Origin of the sequence: Stenotrophomonas sp. Sm2128 (assembly GCF_030985535.1) — a bacterium.
Classification (GTDB): domain Bacteria; phylum Pseudomonadota; class Gammaproteobacteria; order Xanthomonadales; family Xanthomonadaceae; genus Stenotrophomonas; species Stenotrophomonas maltophilia.
In genome coordinates this window covers 10901-29300 of the sequence record NZ_JAPTFQ010000065.1, presented here as the reverse complement: position 1 = coordinate 29300, position 18400 = coordinate 10901, and the positions used below count along the sequence as shown (strand labels likewise).

The 18400-nt window shown below is 66.8% G+C and carries 20 protein-coding genes; 8 read left to right on the top strand and 12 right to left on the bottom strand.

Annotated features, from left to right (window positions below; all coding sequences use genetic code 11):
• Nucleotides 1-245 precede the first annotated feature (245 nt).
• Complete coding sequence (gene htpG / locus O0K41_RS16790) at nucleotides 246-2138, top strand: molecular chaperone HtpG (protein ID WP_099484527.1); 1893 nt, start codon at nucleotides 246-248, stop codon at nucleotides 2136-2138.
• A gap of 197 nt (nucleotides 2139-2335) precedes the next feature.
• Here htpG and O0K41_RS16785 read toward each other — a convergent pair whose 3' ends face one another.
• Nucleotides 2336-2635, bottom strand: a complete 300-nt coding sequence (locus O0K41_RS16785; RefSeq protein ID WP_108270159.1) for a hypothetical protein — start codon at nucleotides 2633-2635, stop codon at nucleotides 2336-2338.
• Between the two features lie 129 nt (nucleotides 2636-2764).
• On the opposite strand from O0K41_RS16785, the gene ftsY reads away from it, so the two are divergent.
• The 3 genes from ftsY (at nucleotide 2765) to O0K41_RS16770 (ending at nucleotide 5565) form a co-directional block, all read left to right on the top strand.
• On the top strand, nucleotides 2765-4081 hold the full coding sequence (gene ftsY / locus O0K41_RS16780; RefSeq protein ID WP_012479774.1) for a signal recognition particle-docking protein FtsY: 1317 nt from the start codon (nucleotides 2765-2767) through the stop codon (nucleotides 4079-4081).
• A gap of 84 nt (nucleotides 4082-4165) precedes the next feature.
• Complete coding sequence (mutY, locus tag O0K41_RS16775; RefSeq protein ID WP_149500931.1) at nucleotides 4166-5290, top strand: A/G-specific adenine glycosylase; 1125 nt, start codon at nucleotides 4166-4168, stop codon at nucleotides 5288-5290.
• 5 nt (nucleotides 5291-5295) lie between these two features.
• Nucleotides 5296-5565 (top strand): oxidative damage protection protein, encoded by a 270-nt coding sequence (locus tag O0K41_RS16770; protein ID WP_005409085.1) that lies wholly within the window; start codon nucleotides 5296-5298, stop codon nucleotides 5563-5565.
• 74 nt (nucleotides 5566-5639) lie between these two features.
• Here O0K41_RS16770 and O0K41_RS16765 read toward each other — a convergent pair whose 3' ends face one another.
• From O0K41_RS16765 to O0K41_RS16720, 10 genes are all read right to left on the bottom strand, one after another.
• A complete protein-coding gene (locus tag O0K41_RS16765) occupies nucleotides 5640-6089 on the bottom strand; it encodes a DUF6491 family protein (RefSeq protein ID WP_049451042.1) in 450 nt (149 codons plus the stop codon).
• 221 nt (nucleotides 6090-6310) lie between these two features.
• A complete protein-coding gene (lolD, locus tag O0K41_RS16760; protein WP_005409083.1) occupies nucleotides 6311-7024 on the bottom strand; it encodes a lipoprotein-releasing ABC transporter ATP-binding protein LolD in 714 nt (237 codons plus the stop codon).
• Nucleotides 7017-8258: a lipoprotein-releasing ABC transporter permease subunit gene (locus O0K41_RS16755; RefSeq protein WP_005409082.1), complete on the bottom strand. Its 1242-nt coding sequence runs from the start codon at nucleotides 8256-8258 to the stop codon at nucleotides 7017-7019. The genes lolD and O0K41_RS16755 overlap by 8 nt, the downstream gene beginning before the upstream one ends.
• Before the next feature lie 23 nt (nucleotides 8259-8281).
• Nucleotides 8282-8731: a hypothetical protein gene (locus tag O0K41_RS16750; protein ID WP_049451041.1), complete on the bottom strand. Its 450-nt coding sequence runs from the start codon at nucleotides 8729-8731 to the stop codon at nucleotides 8282-8284.
• The gene (locus O0K41_RS16745; protein ID WP_049451040.1) at nucleotides 8682-8930 is read right to left on the bottom strand and encodes a succinate dehydrogenase assembly factor 2; all 249 of its coding nucleotides are present in this window, start codon (nucleotides 8928-8930) and stop codon (nucleotides 8682-8684) included. Before O0K41_RS16745 ends, O0K41_RS16750 begins: the two co-directional genes overlap by 50 nt.
• Nucleotides 8931-9029: 99 nt before the next feature.
• A complete protein-coding gene (locus O0K41_RS16740; RefSeq protein WP_005409079.1) occupies nucleotides 9030-9815 on the bottom strand; it encodes a succinate dehydrogenase iron-sulfur subunit in 786 nt (261 codons plus the stop codon).
• A gap of 66 nt (nucleotides 9816-9881) precedes the next feature.
• Nucleotides 9882-11672, bottom strand: a complete 1791-nt coding sequence (gene sdhA / locus O0K41_RS16735) for a succinate dehydrogenase flavoprotein subunit (protein ID WP_005409078.1) — start codon at nucleotides 11670-11672, stop codon at nucleotides 9882-9884.
• 31 nt (nucleotides 11673-11703) lie between these two features.
• A complete protein-coding gene (sdhD, locus tag O0K41_RS16730; protein ID WP_005409077.1) occupies nucleotides 11704-12090 on the bottom strand; it encodes a succinate dehydrogenase, hydrophobic membrane anchor protein in 387 nt (128 codons plus the stop codon).
• Nucleotides 12087-12479 carry a succinate dehydrogenase, cytochrome b556 subunit gene (gene sdhC, locus O0K41_RS16725; protein ID WP_005409076.1) on the bottom strand — a complete coding sequence of 131 codons (393 nt, stop codon included), beginning with the start codon at nucleotides 12477-12479 and terminating at the stop codon, nucleotides 12087-12089. The genes sdhD and sdhC overlap by 4 nt, the downstream gene beginning before the upstream one ends.
• Before the next feature lie 56 nt (nucleotides 12480-12535).
• Nucleotides 12536-12706: a DUF1674 domain-containing protein gene (locus tag O0K41_RS16720; protein ID WP_005409075.1), complete on the bottom strand. Its 171-nt coding sequence runs from the start codon at nucleotides 12704-12706 to the stop codon at nucleotides 12536-12538.
• A 39-nt stretch (nucleotides 12707-12745) separates the two neighbouring features.
• Here O0K41_RS16720 and O0K41_RS16715 point away from each other — a divergent pair, with 39 nt between their 5' ends.
• Nucleotides 12746-13627, top strand: a complete 882-nt coding sequence (locus O0K41_RS16715) for a folate-binding protein YgfZ (RefSeq protein WP_164222889.1) — start codon at nucleotides 12746-12748, stop codon at nucleotides 13625-13627.
• A gap of 127 nt (nucleotides 13628-13754) precedes the next feature.
• Here the strand turns inward: O0K41_RS16715 and ugpC are convergent, their stop codons facing one another.
• Nucleotides 13755-14837, bottom strand: a complete 1083-nt coding sequence (ugpC, locus tag O0K41_RS16710; protein ID WP_164222892.1) for a sn-glycerol-3-phosphate ABC transporter ATP-binding protein UgpC — start codon at nucleotides 14835-14837, stop codon at nucleotides 13755-13757.
• Nucleotides 14838-15189: 352 nt separating this feature from the next.
• Here ugpC and zwf point away from each other — a divergent pair, with 352 nt between their 5' ends.
• From zwf to pgl, 3 genes are read left to right on the top strand one after another with little or no spacing between them, the layout of a single operon-like run.
• Nucleotides 15190-16626, top strand: coding sequence for a glucose-6-phosphate dehydrogenase (gene zwf, locus O0K41_RS16705; protein WP_005409072.1), 1437 nt, complete (start codon nucleotides 15190-15192; stop codon nucleotides 16624-16626).
• Nucleotides 16623-17630, top strand: a complete 1008-nt coding sequence (gene glk, locus O0K41_RS16700; protein WP_005412971.1) for a glucokinase — start codon at nucleotides 16623-16625, stop codon at nucleotides 17628-17630. Before zwf ends, glk begins: the two co-directional genes overlap by 4 nt.
• Nucleotides 17627-18349: a 6-phosphogluconolactonase gene (gene pgl, locus O0K41_RS16695; protein ID WP_005412970.1), complete on the top strand. Its 723-nt coding sequence runs from the start codon at nucleotides 17627-17629 to the stop codon at nucleotides 18347-18349. Before glk ends, pgl begins: the two co-directional genes overlap by 4 nt.
• Nucleotides 18350-18400 lie beyond the last annotated feature (51 nt).

The window sequence follows — 18400 nt, the reverse complement described above, 5'->3', positions numbered from 1 at the left end:
GGCGCCATGGATGGCGCCATCGAGCCCCCATGGATGGGTTCACGGCGTGTCCTGCCAACCCACACCGCCCCGCCATCCCACGGATAGCCCGCTGCTGCTGTTGATGTTGCTGTTGCTGTTGCATCGGCCTCTGCAGGTGCAGGGCTGCAAGCCCTGCCGAACAACCCCTTGATTTCGGGACAATCACCCCTACCCCTTGGCGAGGCCGCACGCGCTGGCGCGGCATTGCACATGGAGCCCTATCGATGACCGAGACCACCCAGACCGAAACCCTTGGCTTCCAGACCGAAGTCAAGCAGCTGCTGCAGCTGATGATCCACTCGCTGTACTCCAACAAGGAGATCTTCCTGCGCGAGCTGGTCTCCAACGCCGCTGACGCTGCCGACAAGCTGCGCTTCGAAGCCCTGACCCAGCCGGCCCTGCTTGAAGGTGACAGCGAGCTGCGCGTGCGCGTCAGCTTCGACCCCGCCGCCCACACCATCACCATCGAAGACAACGGCATCGGCATGAGCCGCGCCGAGGCAATTGCCCATCTCGGCACGATCGCCAAGTCCGGCACCGGCGATTTCCTCCGCCAGCTGTCCGGCGACCAGAAAAAGGATTCGCAGCTGATCGGCCAGTTCGGCGTCGGCTTCTACAGTGCCTTCATCGTTGCAGACCAAGTGGAAGTGACCTCGCGCCGCGCCGGCCTGGCTGCAGGCGAAGGCGTGCGCTGGACCTCGCGCGGCGAAGGCGATTTCGAAGTGGCCACCATCGACAAGGCCGAGCGCGGCACCCGCATCGTGCTGCACCTGAAGGACGGCGAGCACGATTTCGCCGATGGCTGGCGCCTGCGCGGCATCCTCAAGAAGTATTCGGACCATATCGGCCTGCCGATCCAGATGCCGAAGGAAGGTGGCGAAGAAGGCGCCGCGGTCGAATGGGAAACCGTCAATCGCGCCAGCGCGCTGTGGACCCGCCCGCGCACCGAGATCAGCGACGCCGAGTACACCGAGTTCTACAAGCACGTGGCACACGACCACAGCGATCCGCTGGCGTGGAGCCACAACAAGGTCGAAGGCAAGCTGGAGTACACCTCGCTGCTGTACGTGCCCGGCCGCGCGCCGTTCGACCTGTATCACCGCGATGCGCCCAAGGGCCTGAAGCTGTACGTGCAGCGCGTGTTCGTGATGGACCAGGCCGAGCAGTTCCTGCCGCTGTACCTGCGCTTCATCAAGGGCGTGGTCGATTCCAACGACCTGTCGCTGAACGTCTCGCGCGAGATCCTGCAGTCCGGTCCGGTCATCGATTCGATGAAGGCCGCGCTGACCAAGCGCTCGCTGGACATGCTGGAAAAGCTGGCCACAGACAAGCCGGAGCAGTACGCCACGTTCTGGAAGGAATTCGGCCAGGTGCTGAAGGAAGGCCCGGCCGAGGACTACAACAACCGCGAGAAGGTGGCCGGCCTGCTGCGCTTCGCCTCCACCCGTGGCGACGGCGATGCGCAGAACGTGTCGCTGGCTGACTACCTCGGCCGCATGGCCGAAGGCCAGGACAAGATCTACTACCTGACCGGCGAGAGCTACAGCCAGGTGCGCAACAGCCCGCACCTGGAAGTGTTCCGCAAGAAGGGCGTGGAAGTGCTGCTGCTGACCGACCGCATCGACGAGTGGCTGATGGGCTACCTGACCGATTTCGACGGCAAGGGCTTCGTCGACATCGCCCGCGGCGACCTCGACCTGGGCGCGCTGGAAACCGAAGCGGACAAGCAGGAACAGGAAGCAGCGGCCAAGGACAAGCAGGGCCTGGTCGAGCGCCTGAAGACGGTGCTGGGCGATGACGTGGCCGACGTGCGCGTCTCGCACCGCCTGACCGATTCGCCGGCGGTGCTGGCCATCGGCGAACAGGACCTGGGCCTGCAGATGCGCCAGATCCTGGAGGCCAGCGGGCAGAAGGTGCCGGACAGCAAGCCGGTGCTGGAGATCAACCCGGGCCATCCGCTGATCGCCAAGCTGGATGCTGAAGCCGATGGCGCGCGTTTCGACGATCTGGGCCGGGTGCTGTTCGACCAGGCTGCATTGGCCGCCGGCGACAGCCTGAAGGATCCGGGCGCCTATGTGGCGCGCCTGAACAAGCTGCTGCTGGAGCTGTCAGCCTGATCGACAAGGTGGTCGCCGGGCATGGCCCGGCTTACCCGGCGATGCTCTGGTAGAGGCCAACCTCGGTTGGCGCCCAAAAAGCGTGCCAACCAAGGTTGGCACCTACCGGGGCGGGTGGTGAGTGCCAACCAGGATTGGCATCTACCAGGCGGGTCGAGCCTGTCAACCAAGGTTGACACCCGCGAAAGCCGGGAGGCTCAGGCCTCGCGATCCAGCAGCGAGCCGAGCATCTGGTCCTGGCGTCGGATCACCGCGGCGTTGGAAGCGAAAGCCACCACCTCGGCTTTCGCTGCCAGCAGATCACCCAGTGGTGCACTGCCATCGGTGCCGGTAGGGGTCACCGCGGCCTGCACCCCGCCCTGCTCCACCGTACTGCGTTGCAGCTGCAGGGGTTGGGCATCAGGAGTCGCCAGGTTGGCCACGTTGTGCGCGGCCACCTGCACGCCCTGCTGGGCCGCACGCATCCCGCCGAGGGCGATTCCCATCACGTTGTTCATGGCGGTCTCCGGACCGCCCTGCGCAGCCCTCCGGACCGGTTAACGGCCGGCCGGCCGCGACCTTGAGTCCACATCGGCCCGACAGGCCTGAGTGGTAGCATATCCCTCTGATTTCAGCGCCTTTTGCCAATGCTCAGTTTTTTCCGCCGCAAGAAGCCCCAGGATGCCCCCGCAACGGAGGCACCCAAGACCCAGCACTACTCGGCTGAAGAGCTGGCGGCGGCGTTTCCGTCGGCCGCGCCGGTCGAGGACAAGGAGCCGGCACCGGTAGCCGTACCGGCCGAGCCTGCACCGGTCGAGCCGCCCCCGGCAACCGCCGTTCCGGTCGCTGTCGAGCCCACCCCGGCGATTCCGGCCCCAGCCGCAGCGGTTCCGGCAGCTCCTGCGCCGACGGCGCAGATCGACGTCGCCCCCATCGCGACCCCGGCCATCGAACCGGCACCCGCACCGCTGCCCGAGCCCACCCCGGCACCGGTCACCGACGACCTGCCTGCTGCCGCCTCGGTCGACGCTGCTCCGGCACCTGCCGGCAAGCCCGGCTGGCGCGAACGCCTGCGCAACAGCGTCATCGCGCGCAGCTTCGGTGGCCTGTTCTCGCGCAACCCAAAACTCGACGACGACCTGCTGGACGAGCTGGAAACCGCCCTGATCACCGCCGACGTCGGCGTGGGTGCCACCACCGACCTGGTCGAGGGCCTGCGCAAGCGCATGAAGTCGCGTGAGTTCGCAGATGCAAATGCGCTGCTGGCCGCGCTGCGCGCCGAGCTGATCGCGATCCTGCAGCCGGTGGCCAAGCCGCTGGTGATCGACCGCAATGCCAAGCCCTTCGTGGTGCTTACCGTCGGCGTCAACGGCGTTGGCAAGACCACCACCATCGGCAAGCTGGCCAAGCGTTTCAAGGATGAAGGCCACAGCCTGATGCTGGCCGCCGGCGACACCTTCCGCGCCGCCGCCGTCGCACAGCTCCAGGCCTGGGGCGAGCGCAACGGCGTGGCCGTGGTCGCCCAAGGGCAGAACGCCGATGCCGCTTCGGTGGCATTCGATGCGCTGCAGGCCGGCAAGGCCCGCGGCACCTCGGTGCTGATCGCCGATACCGCCGGCCGCCTGCACACCCAGTCCGGCCTGATGAACGAGCTGGGCAAGATCCGCCGCGTGCTCGGCAAGATCGACGCCACTGCACCGCACGAAGTACTGATGGTGATCGACGGCACCACCGGCCAGAACGCGCTGTCGCAGCTGCGCCAGTTCAATGCAGCGGTGAACGTGACCGGCCTGGTGGTGACCAAGCTGGACGGCACTGCCAAGGGCGGCGTGGTGTTCGCGCTGGCCCGCGAGTTCGGCATTCCGATCCGTTTCGCCGGCATCGGCGAGCGCCCGGAAGACCTGCGCGTATTCGATCCGGAAGCCTTCGTTGACGCCCTGCTGCCCGAAGCGCTGGGTGCCTGATAGACCGTGCAGCCACGCTTGGCGTGGCTCTACTGCAGCCCGGTAGAGCCACCCCATGGGTGGCTGCCCACCTCCGGAATACCGATGCCCCGCCAGCCGCACGCCAGCGCCGGAACCATGCAGACCGACGACTTCGTCGCCCACCTGCTGCATTGGTTCGACGACCACGGCCGCCACGACCTGCCCTGGCAGCATCCGCGCAGCCCCTATCGGGTCTGGTTGTCGGAAATCATGCTGCAGCAGACCCAGGTGAGTACGGTCATCCCGTACTTCCAGCGGTTCCTGCAGCACTTTCCGACCCTGCCCGACCTCGCCGCCGCCAGCAATGACGCGGTGATGGCGCAGTGGGCCGGGCTCGGCTACTACGCCCGCGCACGCAACCTGCACGCGGCAGCCAAGCGCTGCGTGGAACTGCACGACGGCGACCTGCCACGTGACTTCGACGCGCTGCATGCCCTACCCGGCATCGGCCGCAGCACCGCCGGTGCGATCCTCAGCCAGGCCTGGAACGACCCGTTCGCGATCCTCGATGGCAACGTCAAGCGGGTGCTCAGCCGCTACCACGGCATCGACGGCTTCCCGGGCCTTCCGGCCATCGAGAAGCAGTTGTGGGCGATCGCCGAGGCGCACGTGGCGCAGGTGCCGACCGGGCGCATGGCCGATTACACCCAGGCGCAGATGGACCTGGGTGCGACCGTATGCAGCCGCGCCAGACCCGCCTGCGTGATCTGCCCGCTGCAGGACGCGTGCGTGGCGCGCCGCGAAGGCCGCACCGCTGAACTACCCACGCCCAAGCCCAGCAAGACCCTGCCCGAGCGCGAAGCAGTGGCCCTGCTGCTGCGCGACCCCCAGCAGCGCGTGCTGCTGCAGAAGCGGCCGGACACCGGCATCTGGGCGCAGCTGTGGACGCTGCCGCAGGCCGAGGCCGGCAGCGACCTGCAGGACTGGTTCGATGCGCATGTTGAAGGTTCGCTGGAAGACGCCGAGGAGCTGCCAGTGCTGCAGCACACCTTCAGTCACTACAGGCTGCACCTGCAGGTACTGTCGCGCCAGGTGAACGGCCTGCGCGTGAAAGAACCCACGTTGCGCTGGGTCGCCTACGATGAACTGCGCGCGCTGGGCCTGCCCGCGCCGATCCGCAAACTGCTCGACGGCGCGACGATCAAGACGCCAAAACGAACTTCCAAGAAACCCCGCAACCACGAGTGAGTGCCATGCCCCGAACCGTTTTCTGCCAGTACGAACAACGCGATGCCGAGGGCCTGGACTTCGTGCCCTATCCCGGCGAGCTGGGCCAGCGCATCTTCAACAACATCGGCAAGCAGGCCTGGGCTGCGTGGCTGGCGCACCAGACCATGCTGATCAACGAGAACCGCCTGTCGCCGCGTACGCCGGAACATCGCGCGTTCCTTGAAGGCGAACTGGTCAAGTTCCTGTTCGAGAAGGACGCGCAAAAGCCGGCCGGCTTCACTCCGGAAGCCTGACGCACAGGTAGTGCCGGGCGCTGGCCGGCAACCTGGCATCTGCGCGATGCCGGCCAGCGGCCGGCACTACCGCGCTATTTCGTGTTGTCCTCGCGCTCCTGCACCTGCGCCTGGCGCAGCTCCTGCTCGGAAGCGCGTAGTGCCTTCACATCCAGCTTGCGGATGCTGTCGATGAAACACGGCAGGCGCGGGCCGCCGGTAGGGTCGCGCACCAGCACCTTGTCGAAACGCGCCGAAACACGATTCATCTGGCTGGTCAGGCCGATGGCGGTGGCATATGGCAGGTCCTGGCAGGGCCCCCTCAACTCCAGCAGGTAGGCCTCGCTGGGACGCGTCCATACCGCAAGCGCGCTGTCACCCAGCTCAGTCCAGCCATTGAGGGTGCCGAAGAACTGCATGTCGTTCTGCGGCGCGCCGGCGTGGGCACGGTACAGGTCAAGCTTCTCGGCGCTGCTGAGCCGGCCAGTGGTCGCACACGCGGCCAGCGCCAGGCAGAGTCCGGCCACCAGGAACGGGGTCTTCATGGCGATCTCCTCGGGGAACTGTCGCCATCATGCGCCCGGGCCGGCAACGGCGGCGCGACGACCGACAGCCCCATTCAGGCGCTGGTCGGCGGTGGACCAAGGCCGACCTCTACCCAAGCAGACCCAAGGCCCCGGATTCCGGAAGTCACCAACCTTGGTTGGCGCCTGCCCTGCAGGAGCAGCCGACCAGGGTCGGCTTCCACCAAAGCGGCCCCGGCGCCTCAGACGTCGGCGTGGGCCAGTGCGTGCAAGCGCCCTTCGCGCAGCTCCAGCACCCGGTCGAGGCGGCGCGCCAGGCTGCGGTCGTGGGTGACCAGCACCAGGCTGGTGTGACGCGCACGATTCAGTTCCAGCATCAGCTCGAACACCGTGGCGGCCGTGCGGTCATCCAAGTTGCCGGTCGGCTCGTCACCCAGCACGCAGGCCGGGTGATTGACCAGTGCCCGCGCCACCGCAGCACGCTGCCGCTCACCACCAGACAGCTCGCCCGGCTTGTGATCCAGGCGGTGGCCGAGGCCGACCGCTTCCAGCAGCGTGGTGGCCCGGCTGCTCGCTTCTGCTACCGCAGTGCCAGCCAGCAGTACCGGCATCATCACGTTTTCCAGCGCGGTGAACTCCGGCAGCAGGTGATGGAACTGGTAGACGAAGCCCAGCGCCTGGTTGCGCAGCAGACCGCGCGCGGTATCCGACAGCGCCGACATGCGCTGCCCGGTCACGTAGACCTCGCCGGCGGTTGGAATGTCCAGGCCGCCCAGCAGGTGCAGCAGCGTGCTCTTGCCGGCGCCGGAGGCACCGATGATCGCCACCGTCTCGCCGGCGGTCACGGTCAGGTCCAGGCCATCGAACACCGGGGTCTGCATGCGCCCTTCAGCGTAGGTCTTGCCCAGTGCTTCGGCGCGGATCACTTCGTCGCCGCGGTTGAAGACCTTATTCATAGCGCAGGGCCTCCGCCGGCTGGGTGCGTGCTGCCCGCCAGGCGGGATACAGGGTGGCCAGGAAGCTCATCAGCAGCGCGACCACGGTGATCGCCACCACGTCGCCGGTCTGCATGTCGGTCGGCAGGCCGGTGATGTAGTACACATCCTCCGGCAGCAGCTTGACGTTGAACACGCTCTCGATGGCGCCGAGGATGCGTTCCAGGTTGAGGGTCAGGGTGATGCCGCCGATCAGGCCGGCCAGCGTGCCGAAGATGCCGATCAGCGAACCCTGCACCATGAACACCTGCATCACCCCGCCCGGAGTCAGGCCAAGGGTGCGCAGGATGGCGATGTCGGCCTGCTTGTCGGTGACCAGCATCACCTGCGACGACACCAGGTTGAAAGCGCCCATGGCGATGATCAGCGACAGCAGGATGCCCATCACTACCTTCTCCATGCGCAGCGAGTGGTAGAGGTTGGCGTTCTGCTGGGTCCAGTCACTGACCCGGTACGCGCCGCCGAGGCTCTGCGCCAGGTCCACGCCCACTTCCAGCGAGCGGTCCATGTCGTGCAGTTTCAGCCGCACGCCGGTAGCGCCATCGGAACGCAGCACGCGCTCCAGGTCCTGCATGTTGGCGAAGCCGACGCCGCGGTCGACCTCGTTGTAGCCGGCCTCGAAGATGCCGCTGACGGTGAAGCGTTTCATCCGCGGCACTGCGCCAGCAGGCGTGCCCTGCACTTCTGCAAAGGTCACCAGCACCTGGTCGCCAACGTCCACGCCCAGCCAGACCGCCAGCTCTTTGCCCAGCAGCACGTTGAAGCTGCCCGGCTTGAGGCTGTCATAGCTGCCCTTGGTGACCTTCTTGTCGATCACCGAGACCTTCGGCTCCAGCGCCGGATCGATGCCCTGGATGATTGCTCCCTGCACGCGCGGGCCGCTGATCATCGACTGGATCTCGATGTACGGCGCGGCACCGGCCACGCGCGGGTCCTTGCGGGCGACGTCCACCACGCGCATCCAGTCCGGCATCGGCTCGCCGTCGCGGCTGATGGTGGTGTGCGCGGTCATCTGCAGCAGGCGGCTGCGGATTTCCTTCTGGAAACCGCTCATCACCGCCAGGGTGGTGATCAGCACCGTAACGCCGAGCGCGATGCCCAGGATCGATGCCATCGAGATGAAGGAGATGAAGCCGTTGCGGCGCTTGGCGCGCAGGTAGCGCAGGCCAATGGCCACGGGAATGGGTTTGAACATGCAGGCACGCCGGTCAATTCAGCTTATGGTGCCATCGACCGGGGCCTACGGGAAACGCCGCGTGCGGCCACGGCCAGTCGCAGTTCACGTCGCTGCCTGGAATCGAGCACATCGGGCCAGAACAGCAGGCGCCGGCGGCGCCGATCCTCACGCCAGAGCAACAACAGCCACGGCCCACGCACGACCAGTTGTGGTGCATCGACGTCCTGCCCGGCCACCTGCAGCGGCTCGGGCGGTACCGGCAGAAGCACCTGCACGCGCGGCCTGCGCTGGCGCCAGGCCAGTTCGGCCAACCCGATGCCCCAGGCCAGCAACACCGCCGGCGTCAGCAGCCTGGGCGGCAGATCCGATGCGCGCAGCAGCCAGGGTGCGGCCAGCAGAACCGCCAGCTGGGCGGCGGCCTGCAGCCGCGAGGGGCGCCACTCAAGGCTTGAGGGCGAGGATCTTCTGCATGAGGGAGATCGCGTGCGCATGCGGGCAGGCCTCATAGCCCATGAACCAGCGCCACAACTTATCGTCCTCGCAGTCGAGCAGGAACAGGAAAACCTCGCGCTCCTCGGTCGGCGCGGTGCTCCATTCGTGGTCGAGATAACGGCCGAACAGCTGGTCCAGCTCACGCATGCCGCGTCGGCAGCGCCAGCGCAGCTTCTTCAGCAGAACATCTTCTTCCATCGTGTTTCTCCAGATACAGCAAAGCCACGCATGGCGTGGCTCTACTGGGGGTGGCACAGCCACGCGTCGCGTGGCTCTACCAGATACCGCCGGGCCTGATCAGGCGCGGCGTTCCATCATCAGCTTCTTGATCTCGGCGATCGCCAGTGCCGGGTTCAGGCCCTTCGGGCAGGTCCGCGCGCAGTTCATGATGGTGTGGCAGCGGTACAGCTTGAACGGATCTTCCAGATCGTCCAGGCGCGCACCGGTGTCCTCATCACGCGAGTCGATGATCCAGCGGTAGGCCTGCAGCAGGATCGCCGGGCCCAGGTAACGCTCGCCGTTCCACCAGTAGCTCGGGCAGCTGGTCGAGCAGCAGGCGCACAGGATGCACTCATACAGACCGTCCAGCTTCTTGCGGTCTTCCGGCGACTGCAGGCGCTCACGGTCCGGCGGTGCCGGGGTCTGGGTGCGGATCCACGGCTTGATCGAGGCGTACTGCGCATAGAAGTGGGTCAGGTCCGGAACCAGATCCTTCACCACGTTCATGTGCGGCAGCGGGTAGATCGGCACTTCCTTCTTGCCGCAGTCCGAGATGGCTCGGGTGCAGGCCAGGGTGTTGGTGCCGTCGATGTTCATCGCGCACGAACCACAGATGCCTTCGCGGCACGAGCGGCGGAAGGTCAGGGTCGGGTCGATCTCGTTCTTGATCTTGATCAGGGCGTCCAGGACCATCGGGCCGCAGGCGTCCAGATCGACTTCATAGGTATCGGTGCGCGGGTTGCTGTCGTCGTCCGGACTCCAGCGGTAGATCTTGAAGGTGCGCACGTTCTTGCCGCCGTTCTTGACGGGGAAGTGCTTGCCCTTCGTGATCTTGGAATTCTTGGGGAGTGAAAACTCGGCCATGGCTGCTCTCGTTGGCTCAGGCGGCCCGCGCCCGTGGGCGCGGATTGCATGGTAGGCGGGGTCGGATCAGTACACGCGCGGCTTCGGCGGCACCACGGACACGTCGTCGGTCAACGTGTACATGTGCACCGGACGGTAGTCGAAGCTGCACTTGCCCTTCTCGTCGACGCTGACCAGGGTGTGCTTCTGCCAGTTGACGTCGTCGCGGTCCGGATAGTCCTCGTGCGCATGCGCACCACGGCTTTCCTTGCGCTGTTCGGCCGAGTTGATCGTCGCCACCGCGTTGAGCAGCAGGTTGTTCAGCTCGTAGGTCTCGATCAGGTCCGAGTTCCACACCAGCGAACGGTCGGAGACCTTCACGTCCTGGAACGAGTCGAAGATCTTGTCCATCTTCTCGCAGCCTTCCTTCAGCGTCTGGCTGGTGCGGAAGACGGCCGCGTCGGCCTGCATGGTGCGCTGCATGCGATCGCGGATGACCGAGGTCGGGGTATCGCCGTTGGCGTGGCGCAGCTTGTCCAGCAGGCCCAGTGCCTTGTCGCAGGCATCGGCCGGCAGCGGCTTGTGCGATGCGCCCGGCTTGATGGTCTCGGCGCAGCGGTTGGCCACCGCACGACCGAACACCACCAGGTCCAGCAGCGAGTTCGAGCCCAGTCGGTTGGCGCCGTGCACGGACACGCAGGCCGCTTCACCGATGGCGTACAGGCCCGGCACCACAGCATTGTCGTTGTCGCCGACCTTCTGCACCACTTCGCCGTGGTAGTTGGTCGGGATGCCGCCCATGTTGTAGTGCACGGTCGGGATGACCGGGATCGGCTGCTTGTGCACGTCGACGCCGGCAAAGATGCGGGCGCTTTCGGCGATGCCCGGCAGCTTGTCGTCGATCACGCCCGGGCCGAGGTGGGTCAGGTCGAGCAGGATGTGGTCCTTGTGCTCGCCGACGCCGCGGCCTTCGCGGATCTCGATGGTCATCGAACGGCTGACCACGTCGCGCGAGGCCAGGTCCTTGTAGTGCGGCGCGTAGCGCTCCATGAAGCGCTCGCCGCTGCTGTTGCGCAGGATGCCACCTTCACCGCGGACACCCTCGGTGATCAGGCAGCCGGCGCCGTAGATGCCGGTCGGGTGGAACTGCACGAACTCCATGTCCTGCATGGCGATGCCGGCACGCATGGCCAGGCCGCCACCGTCGCCGGTGCAGGTGTGCGCCGAGGTGGCGCTGAAGTAGGCACGGCCGTAGCCGCCGGTGGCCAGTACCACGCCCTGGGCGCGGAACAGGTGCAGGGTGCCGTCGGACATGTCCAGGGCCAGCACGCCGCGGCAGGCGCCTTCGTCGTCGAAGATCAGGTCGAGCGCGAAGTACTCGATCATGAAGCGCGCATCGTGCTTCAGCGACTGCTGGTACAGGGTGTGCAGCATCGCGTGGCCGGTACGGTCGGCCGCCGCGCAGGTACGCTGCGCCGCCGGGCCTTCGCCGTACTTGGTGGTCATGCCACCGAACGGACGCTGGTAGATCTTGCCTTCGGCGGTGCGCGAGAACGGCACGCCGTAGTGTTCGAGCTCGATGATGGCCGGGATGGCCTCACGGCACATGTACTCGATGGCGTCCTGGTCGCCCAGCCAGTCCGACCCCTTGATGGTGTCAAAGAAGTGGTAGCGCCAGTCGTCTTCGCCCATGTTGGCGAGTGCGGCCGAGATACCGCCCTGGGCGGCAACGGTGTGCGAACGGGTCGGGAAGACCTTGGTCAGGCACACGGTCTGCAGGCCCTTGGCGGCCAGGCCGAACGTGGCGCGCAGGCCGGCGCCGCCGGCGCCGACCACGACCATGTCGTACTTGTGTTCGGTGATCTTGTAAGCGGACATCTAATCTGGATTCCTGTGTTGGTGCCTGGGCTCAGGCAACGCCGAGGGCGATGCGGCCCACCGCAAACACACTGACGATCATGCCGAGCACGGCGACGAACTTCACCGCGGTCTGCAGCACCAGGGCCAGCAGCGATTCGTGGATGTAGTCTTCCAGCACGACCTGCATGCCGAGCTGCGCGTGCCAGAACATGGCGATCAGCAGGCCGATCAGCGGCACTGCGTTCCACGGCTTGGCCACGGCGGCGGCGGCGGTCGCGTAGTCCGAGCCCAGCAGGCCCAGCACGAAGACCAGGAACCAGATACCCAGCACCACCAGCGCGGCGGCAGTCAGGCGCTGATGCACGAAGTGCTCGGTGCCGGTCTTGGCCGAGCCAAGGCCACGCACGTTCTTCAACGGGGTACGGAACTTGCTCACGCGGCACCTCCGAACATCACATAGGCCCACACCAGCAGGGTGATCACCAGGCTGCCGGTGACCGACAGCCAGCTGCTGCGGATGAAGGCGGGGATGCTGAAGCCGATGGCGAAGTCCTGCACCACATGGCGGATGCCATTGCACAGGTGATAGGCGAACGACCATGTCCACGCGAACAGGAACACGCGGCCATACCAGGCCCCGGCATGGCCGGTGAAGCAGTTCCAGGACTCGGGCCCCATCATCAGGGCCAGCAGGCCGGCAGCGATGATGAGGGCACCAACAGACAGAAAGACGCCAGTGGCTCGATGCAGGATCGAGGTGGCCATCTGAATCTGCCAGCGATACACCTGAAGGTGCGGGGAAAGTGGGCGTTGTCTGGTCGCCATTCGCTGGGCTCGTTGTCTCGGCTGGGCGGCACGCGGCCGCGTTGGCTCAATGCTGATCAGAAATCGATGCAGCGTCCGTTTTTCTCCCAATCGCCATACCGCACCGGATCAAGTCCGCCGCGGCCGCCGAATTCTTCTGCTTTTTCCTGTTCCACGGGCACGGGTGCCGCGGGGACCAGCGGGGCTTCAGATTCGTCGTCGGGAGTGGGGGTTGTTTGGCCTATCATGTTCGGTCTCGCAACGCACAAATTTTAGACCTCGTTCACGTGCCTGACAACCTGCCCCCTGCTTTCGTCGGATATCCGCGCCTGCCCGGCCACCAGCTGCTGAGCCTGCAGGGCCCGGATGCGGCTGTCTTTGCCCACGCCCAGTTCAGCAGCGATGTCACCGCCCTGCCCCTGCTGCACTGGCAGTGGAGTGCCTGGTTGAGCGCCAAGGGCCGCACCCTGGCGGTGTTCCAGCTGCTGCGGTTGGCCGACGACCACCTAATGCTGGTGCTGGCGGATGGCGATGCCGATGCCGATGCGATTGCGTCGCAACTGCAGCGCTTCGTGTTCCGCCGCAAGGTGAAGGTGCTGGTGCGCGATGATCTGGCGGCGGCCGGGGCATTCACTGCGCCCGAGGCCGCCAGCGGCGCCGCGATTGCGCAGGCCGCAGGTGATGGCTGGGAACTGGACCTGGGCAGCGATGCCCTGCCGCGCACCCTGCGCATCGGCGCCGCCGATGCCTTTGCGGCCGGCAGCGAAACCGATGAGGCCGCTTTCGCCCTGGCCTGGCGCCAGGCCGACCTGCGCTACGGGCTGCCGCGACTGGAAGAAGGCCAGCGCGAGGTGTGGACCCCGCAGCAGCTGGGCCTGGACCGCCTGAACGGCTACAGCGTGAAGAAGGGCTGCTATCCAGGCCAGGAAATCGTCGCCCGCACCCACTTCCTCGGCAAAGCCAAGCGCGCGGTGCAGCTGCTGCATACCGCGGCACCGGCGCAGGCCGGCGATGGCGTGCAGCAGGACGGCGCGGCGCTGGGCACGATTGCCTGCGTGGCCGGCGACCTGGCACTGGCCGTGCTGCCGCTGGAAGCCAGCGACGCTGATCTGCAGGTCGGTGATGCGATCGCGCAGCGCATGCCGCTGCTGGATGGATTGGCGCGCTGAAGCAGGTTGGTGGGGATCTGCACTGGTGGGTGCGGACCGTTGGTCCACACGCCTGAAATGGTAGTGCCGGCCGCTGGCCGGCAACCAAGCACGGTTGAGGCTGCCGACCAGCGGCCGGCACTACCCGTTACAGGCGCTCGCCGGTTTCCGCGCTGAAGAAATGCAGGCCCTGCGGATGGATCGCCACGCGGATCTGCTCGCCCACCGCCGGCAGCGACTGCGGCGCCACGCGCATGGTCAGCGCGTGCTGGCCACTGCTCAGATTCACGAAGATCTCGTTGCCGACCGGCTCGATGCCTTCGATGCGCGCGATGAACGCATGCGCATCATCGGCGGCCGCCGGTTGCAGGTGCTCCGGACGCACGCCCACCGCGATCGGCTTCTGCAGCCACGCCGGATCGATCGTGGCCTGGCCCAGCGGTGCACGCCAGTCGCCGTCGACCACGGTCACGCCGCCGGCATCGCCCTGCAGCGTGCCGCGCAGAACGTTCATCGCCGGGCTGCCGAGGAAGCCGGCCACGAACAGATTGGCCGGACGGTCGTACAGCGCCATCGGCGTATCGATCTGCTGGATGATGCCGTCCTTCAGCACCACGATGCGCTGGCCCAGGGTCATCGCCTCGACCTGATCGTGCGTCACGTAGATCATGGTGGTGCCCAGCTTGCGGTGCAGCTGCGCGATTTCGGTACGCACGCTGTGGCGCAGCTTGGCATCCAGATTGGACAGCGGCTCGTCAAGCAGGAACACCGCCGGCTCGCGCACCAGCGCCCGGCCCAACGCAACACGCTGGCGCTGGCCGCCGGACATCGCCTTGGGCAGCTTGTCCATCATCTCGGTGAGGCCCAGCGTCTGCGCCGCCTCGGCGATGCGCTTGTCGATGGTGGCCTTGTCATGGCCGCGCAGCTTCAGGCCGAAGGCCAGGTTCTCGGCCACCGTCATGTGCGGGTACAGCGCGTAGCTCTGGAACACCATCGCGATGTCGCGATCCTTCGGCGCCACATCGTTGACCACGCGATCACCGATGGTCAGCGTGCCGCCGCTGATCTCTTCCAGGCCAGCCACCATCCGCAGCAGGGTCGACTTGCCACAGCCGGAGGGACCGACCAGCACCATCAGCTCGCCGTCGGCGACCTCGAAGGTGGCGTCCTTCACCGCGACCTGGCCGTTGTCATAGACCTTGCGCACACCCTGCAACTGCACTTTTGCCATATCACCTATCCGGTCCGCCCGAAGCCGGGCTGTCTTTTGGGACTGCCTCGGCCCTCCCGATGGCAGTGATGATTGCGCGCTTGCCGCATGACGGCGAGCACTGCAATCGAATACAGTTGCCCATTCTGCCATGTAAACGTTTTCACGTGGCACTATCCGATGATCGGTGCGCACCGATCTGCGTCGGCGGTTGAACGAAGGTTCCGCCGGGGTAGTGGTTTCGAATGGAACGGTCTTCCGGTGCCCCGGAGAACGCCCCCAACGAACCTCGGACAGGCAGTTGCGCGGATGTCCCCCGAACCCAGCTATGAAGCGATTGACAACGATGTCACCCGGATCTGAAACTCGAGCGATGCACGACACCCTCTTCCTGTTCGGTGCCACAGGTGATCTGGCCCAGCGCTACCTGTTCCCTTCGCTGCTTCGCCTGCTTGGCGACGGCCTGCTGCCGGAGGACTTCCGCATCCGCGCACTGGCGTTGTCCGGGCATGACACCGAAGCCTTCCATGACATCCTGCGCCCGCGCCTGCAGCAGGCCATGCCGATGGCCTCGCAGGACGACATCAACGGCCTGCTGCGCCGCATCGACTACCGTTCGGTCGACCTGCGCGACGTCGACTCTGTCGCCGCCGCCGTCTCCGATCTGGTGCATCGCAAGTGCGTCAGCTACCTGGCCATTCCGCCGGGCCTGTACATCTCCACCTGCGAAGGCCTGGCCAAGGGTGGCGCCCTCGCCGCGCCGGCACGCCTGATGCTGGAGAAGCCGATCGGCAGCGACAGCGAGAGCGCCGAGGAAATCATCAGCACCATCGGCCAGTGGATCGACGAGGACCGTGTGTTCCGTCTCGACCACTACCTGGGCAAGGCGGCGGTGCAGAACCTGATCGCCCTGCGCTTCGGCAATACGCTGCTGGAAGCGGTATGGAACCGCAACTACATCGAATCGGTGCACATCCTGGTGGCCGAGAGCGAAGGCGTGGATGGCCGCGACGCCTACTACGCCCGCTCCGGCGCGCTGCGCGACATGGTGCAGAGCCACATCCTGCAGCTGCTGTGCATGGTGGCGATGGAGCCGCCGGCCTCGCTGGAAGCCGATCGCATCCGCGACGAGAAGGTCAAGGTGCTGCGCGCGCTGCGTCCGCTCGATGCCAGGCACGCCGCGCGTGACAGCATCCGCGGCCGCTATACCGCCGGCACCATCAACGGCCAGCCGGCGCAGGCCTACCAGCCGCCGGAAGGCAGCGACGTGGAAACCTTCGCCGGCGTCACCGCGCACATCGACAACTGGCGCTGGAGCGGCGTGCCGTTCCACCTGGTCACCGGCAAGCGCCTGCCCGAGCGCACCACCCGCGTGGTGGTCACGCTGAAGCCGGTCACCCACTGGCTGTTCGAGCGCCCGCAGCGCGCCCAGGCCGCACCGAACCGCCTGGTGTTCCAGCTGCAGCCGCAGGAGAACATCGAACTGGGCCTGATGAGCAGTCTGGCCGGCCCGGAATGGGGCGCGCTGGAACTGCATCCGCTGGAACTGGAACTGTCGGTGCCGACCGGCCTGCATCGCCGCATCGCGTACGAACGCCTGTTCCTGGATGCGTTCAACGGCAACCACACCTTGTTCGTGCGTGACGACGAAGTGCGCGCCGCCTGGGCGTGGATCGACAGCGTGGCCGACGCCTGGAAGGAGGCCAAGCTGCCGCTGGAACCCTATCCCGCCGGCCAATGGGGCCCGAGCAACGCAACGGAGTTCCTGCCGCAGGGCGTGGACGCACCGGACAGCGAGGCGTCGGCATGAGTGCCAACTCGCAGCCGGTGCTGGTCGCCGACATCGGTGGCACCAACGCCCGCTTCGCCCTGGCCGACACCTCGCTGGACGCGCCATTGCTGAAGGAGAGCATCCGCGAGTACGCAGTGGCGGAGTTCCCGTCGCTTGGCGATGCCGCCCGCCATCACCTTGAGCAGATCGGCGCTGCCGCCAGCCGCGGCGTGTTCGCGGTGGCCGGTCGCGTAGACGGTGACGAGGCACGCATCACCAATCATCCGTGGGTGATCTCGCGCAGCCGCACCGCTGCGATGCTCGGTTTCGACGAGCTGCACCTGATCAACGACTTCGCCGCACAGGCAATGGCGATCTCGCTGCTGCAGCCCGAGGACGTGGTCCAGGTCGGTGGCGCCGCCTGGGTGCCGGGCAAGCCGGGCCAGCCACGCAACTATGCGGTGATCGGGCCTGGTACCGGGCTCGGCGTCGGGGGCCTGATCCTGCGCCACGGCCGCTGCTACCCGCTGGAAACCGAAGGCGGCCATGTCAGCTTCCCGCCGGGAACGCCGGAGGAGATCCGCATCCTGGAGATCCTGTCCGAGCAGTTCGGCCGCGTCTCCAATGAGCGCCTGATCTGTGGCCCCGGCCTGGTCAACATCCATCGCGCGGTGTGCGAGATGGCCGGTATCGACCCGGGCCAGCTGCAGCCGGTGGACGTGACCGCCCGCGCCCTGCATGGCGATCCGCAGGCAATGCGCACCGTCGATGTGTTCTGCGCCGTGTTCGGCGCCATTGCCGGCGACCTGGTACTGACCCAGGGCGCCTGGGACGGCGTGTTCCTCACCGGTGGACTGACCCCGAAGATGCTCGATTCGCTGCAGCACTCCGGGTTCCGCCAGCGCTTCGAACACAAGGGGCGGTTCTCTTCGATCATGGCGCGGGTGCCGTCGCTGGCCGTGATGCATCCCCATGCCGGACTGCTGGGCGCCGCCGCCTATGCCGCCGATGCCGAACGTGACGCACCTGGAGTTGCCGCATGAGCCCCACCTTCCACGACGACCGCGTCGAGTTCATCCACCACGGCGATGCCGACGGCTGGATCGAAGCGGTAGCCGCCGAGATGGCGCAGACCCTCAACCACGACATCAATGAAGTGGGCCGCGCCCGCATCCTGTTGTCCGGCGGCACCACGCCGGCACCGGTCTACCAGGCGCTGGCCGAACTGGACGTGCACTGGGACCGGGTTGAAGTGAGCCTGGCCGACGAGCGCTGGCTGTCGCCGCAGGATCGCGACAGCAACGCATGGCTGGTGCGCGAGCACCTGCTCAAGCGCGCCGAGGGTGCGCATTTCGATCCGCTGGTGCGCATTGGCAAACCCCTGCCGGAATGTGTGTACACCGCCAACCTGCAAGCCCAGCACAGCCAGCCGCCGAGCCTGGTGGCACTGGGCATGGGCAACGACGGCCACACCGCCTCGCTGTTCCCCGGCTCGAAGGACCTGGCCCGCGCACTGGAAAGCACCCTGCCCTACGCCGCGCTGGATGCCACCGGCTGCCCGGGCGCGAACCAGTGGCCGCTGCGCATCACGCTGACCCCGCATGGGCTGCGCCAATGCCGCCAGCGCCTGCTGCTGCTGCGCGGCAAGCAGAAGCTGCAGGTGCTGCGCCAGGCGTTGGACAGCAACGACGCCCAGCAGTACCCGATCCTCAACGCGATCAACCTGGAAGGCGCGCGTCTGCGCGTCCACTGGGCTGATTGATGTCGGCGGCGGCGCCCTGCCGCCGCTTGCCTCTCGCCACCTTGAACGCCG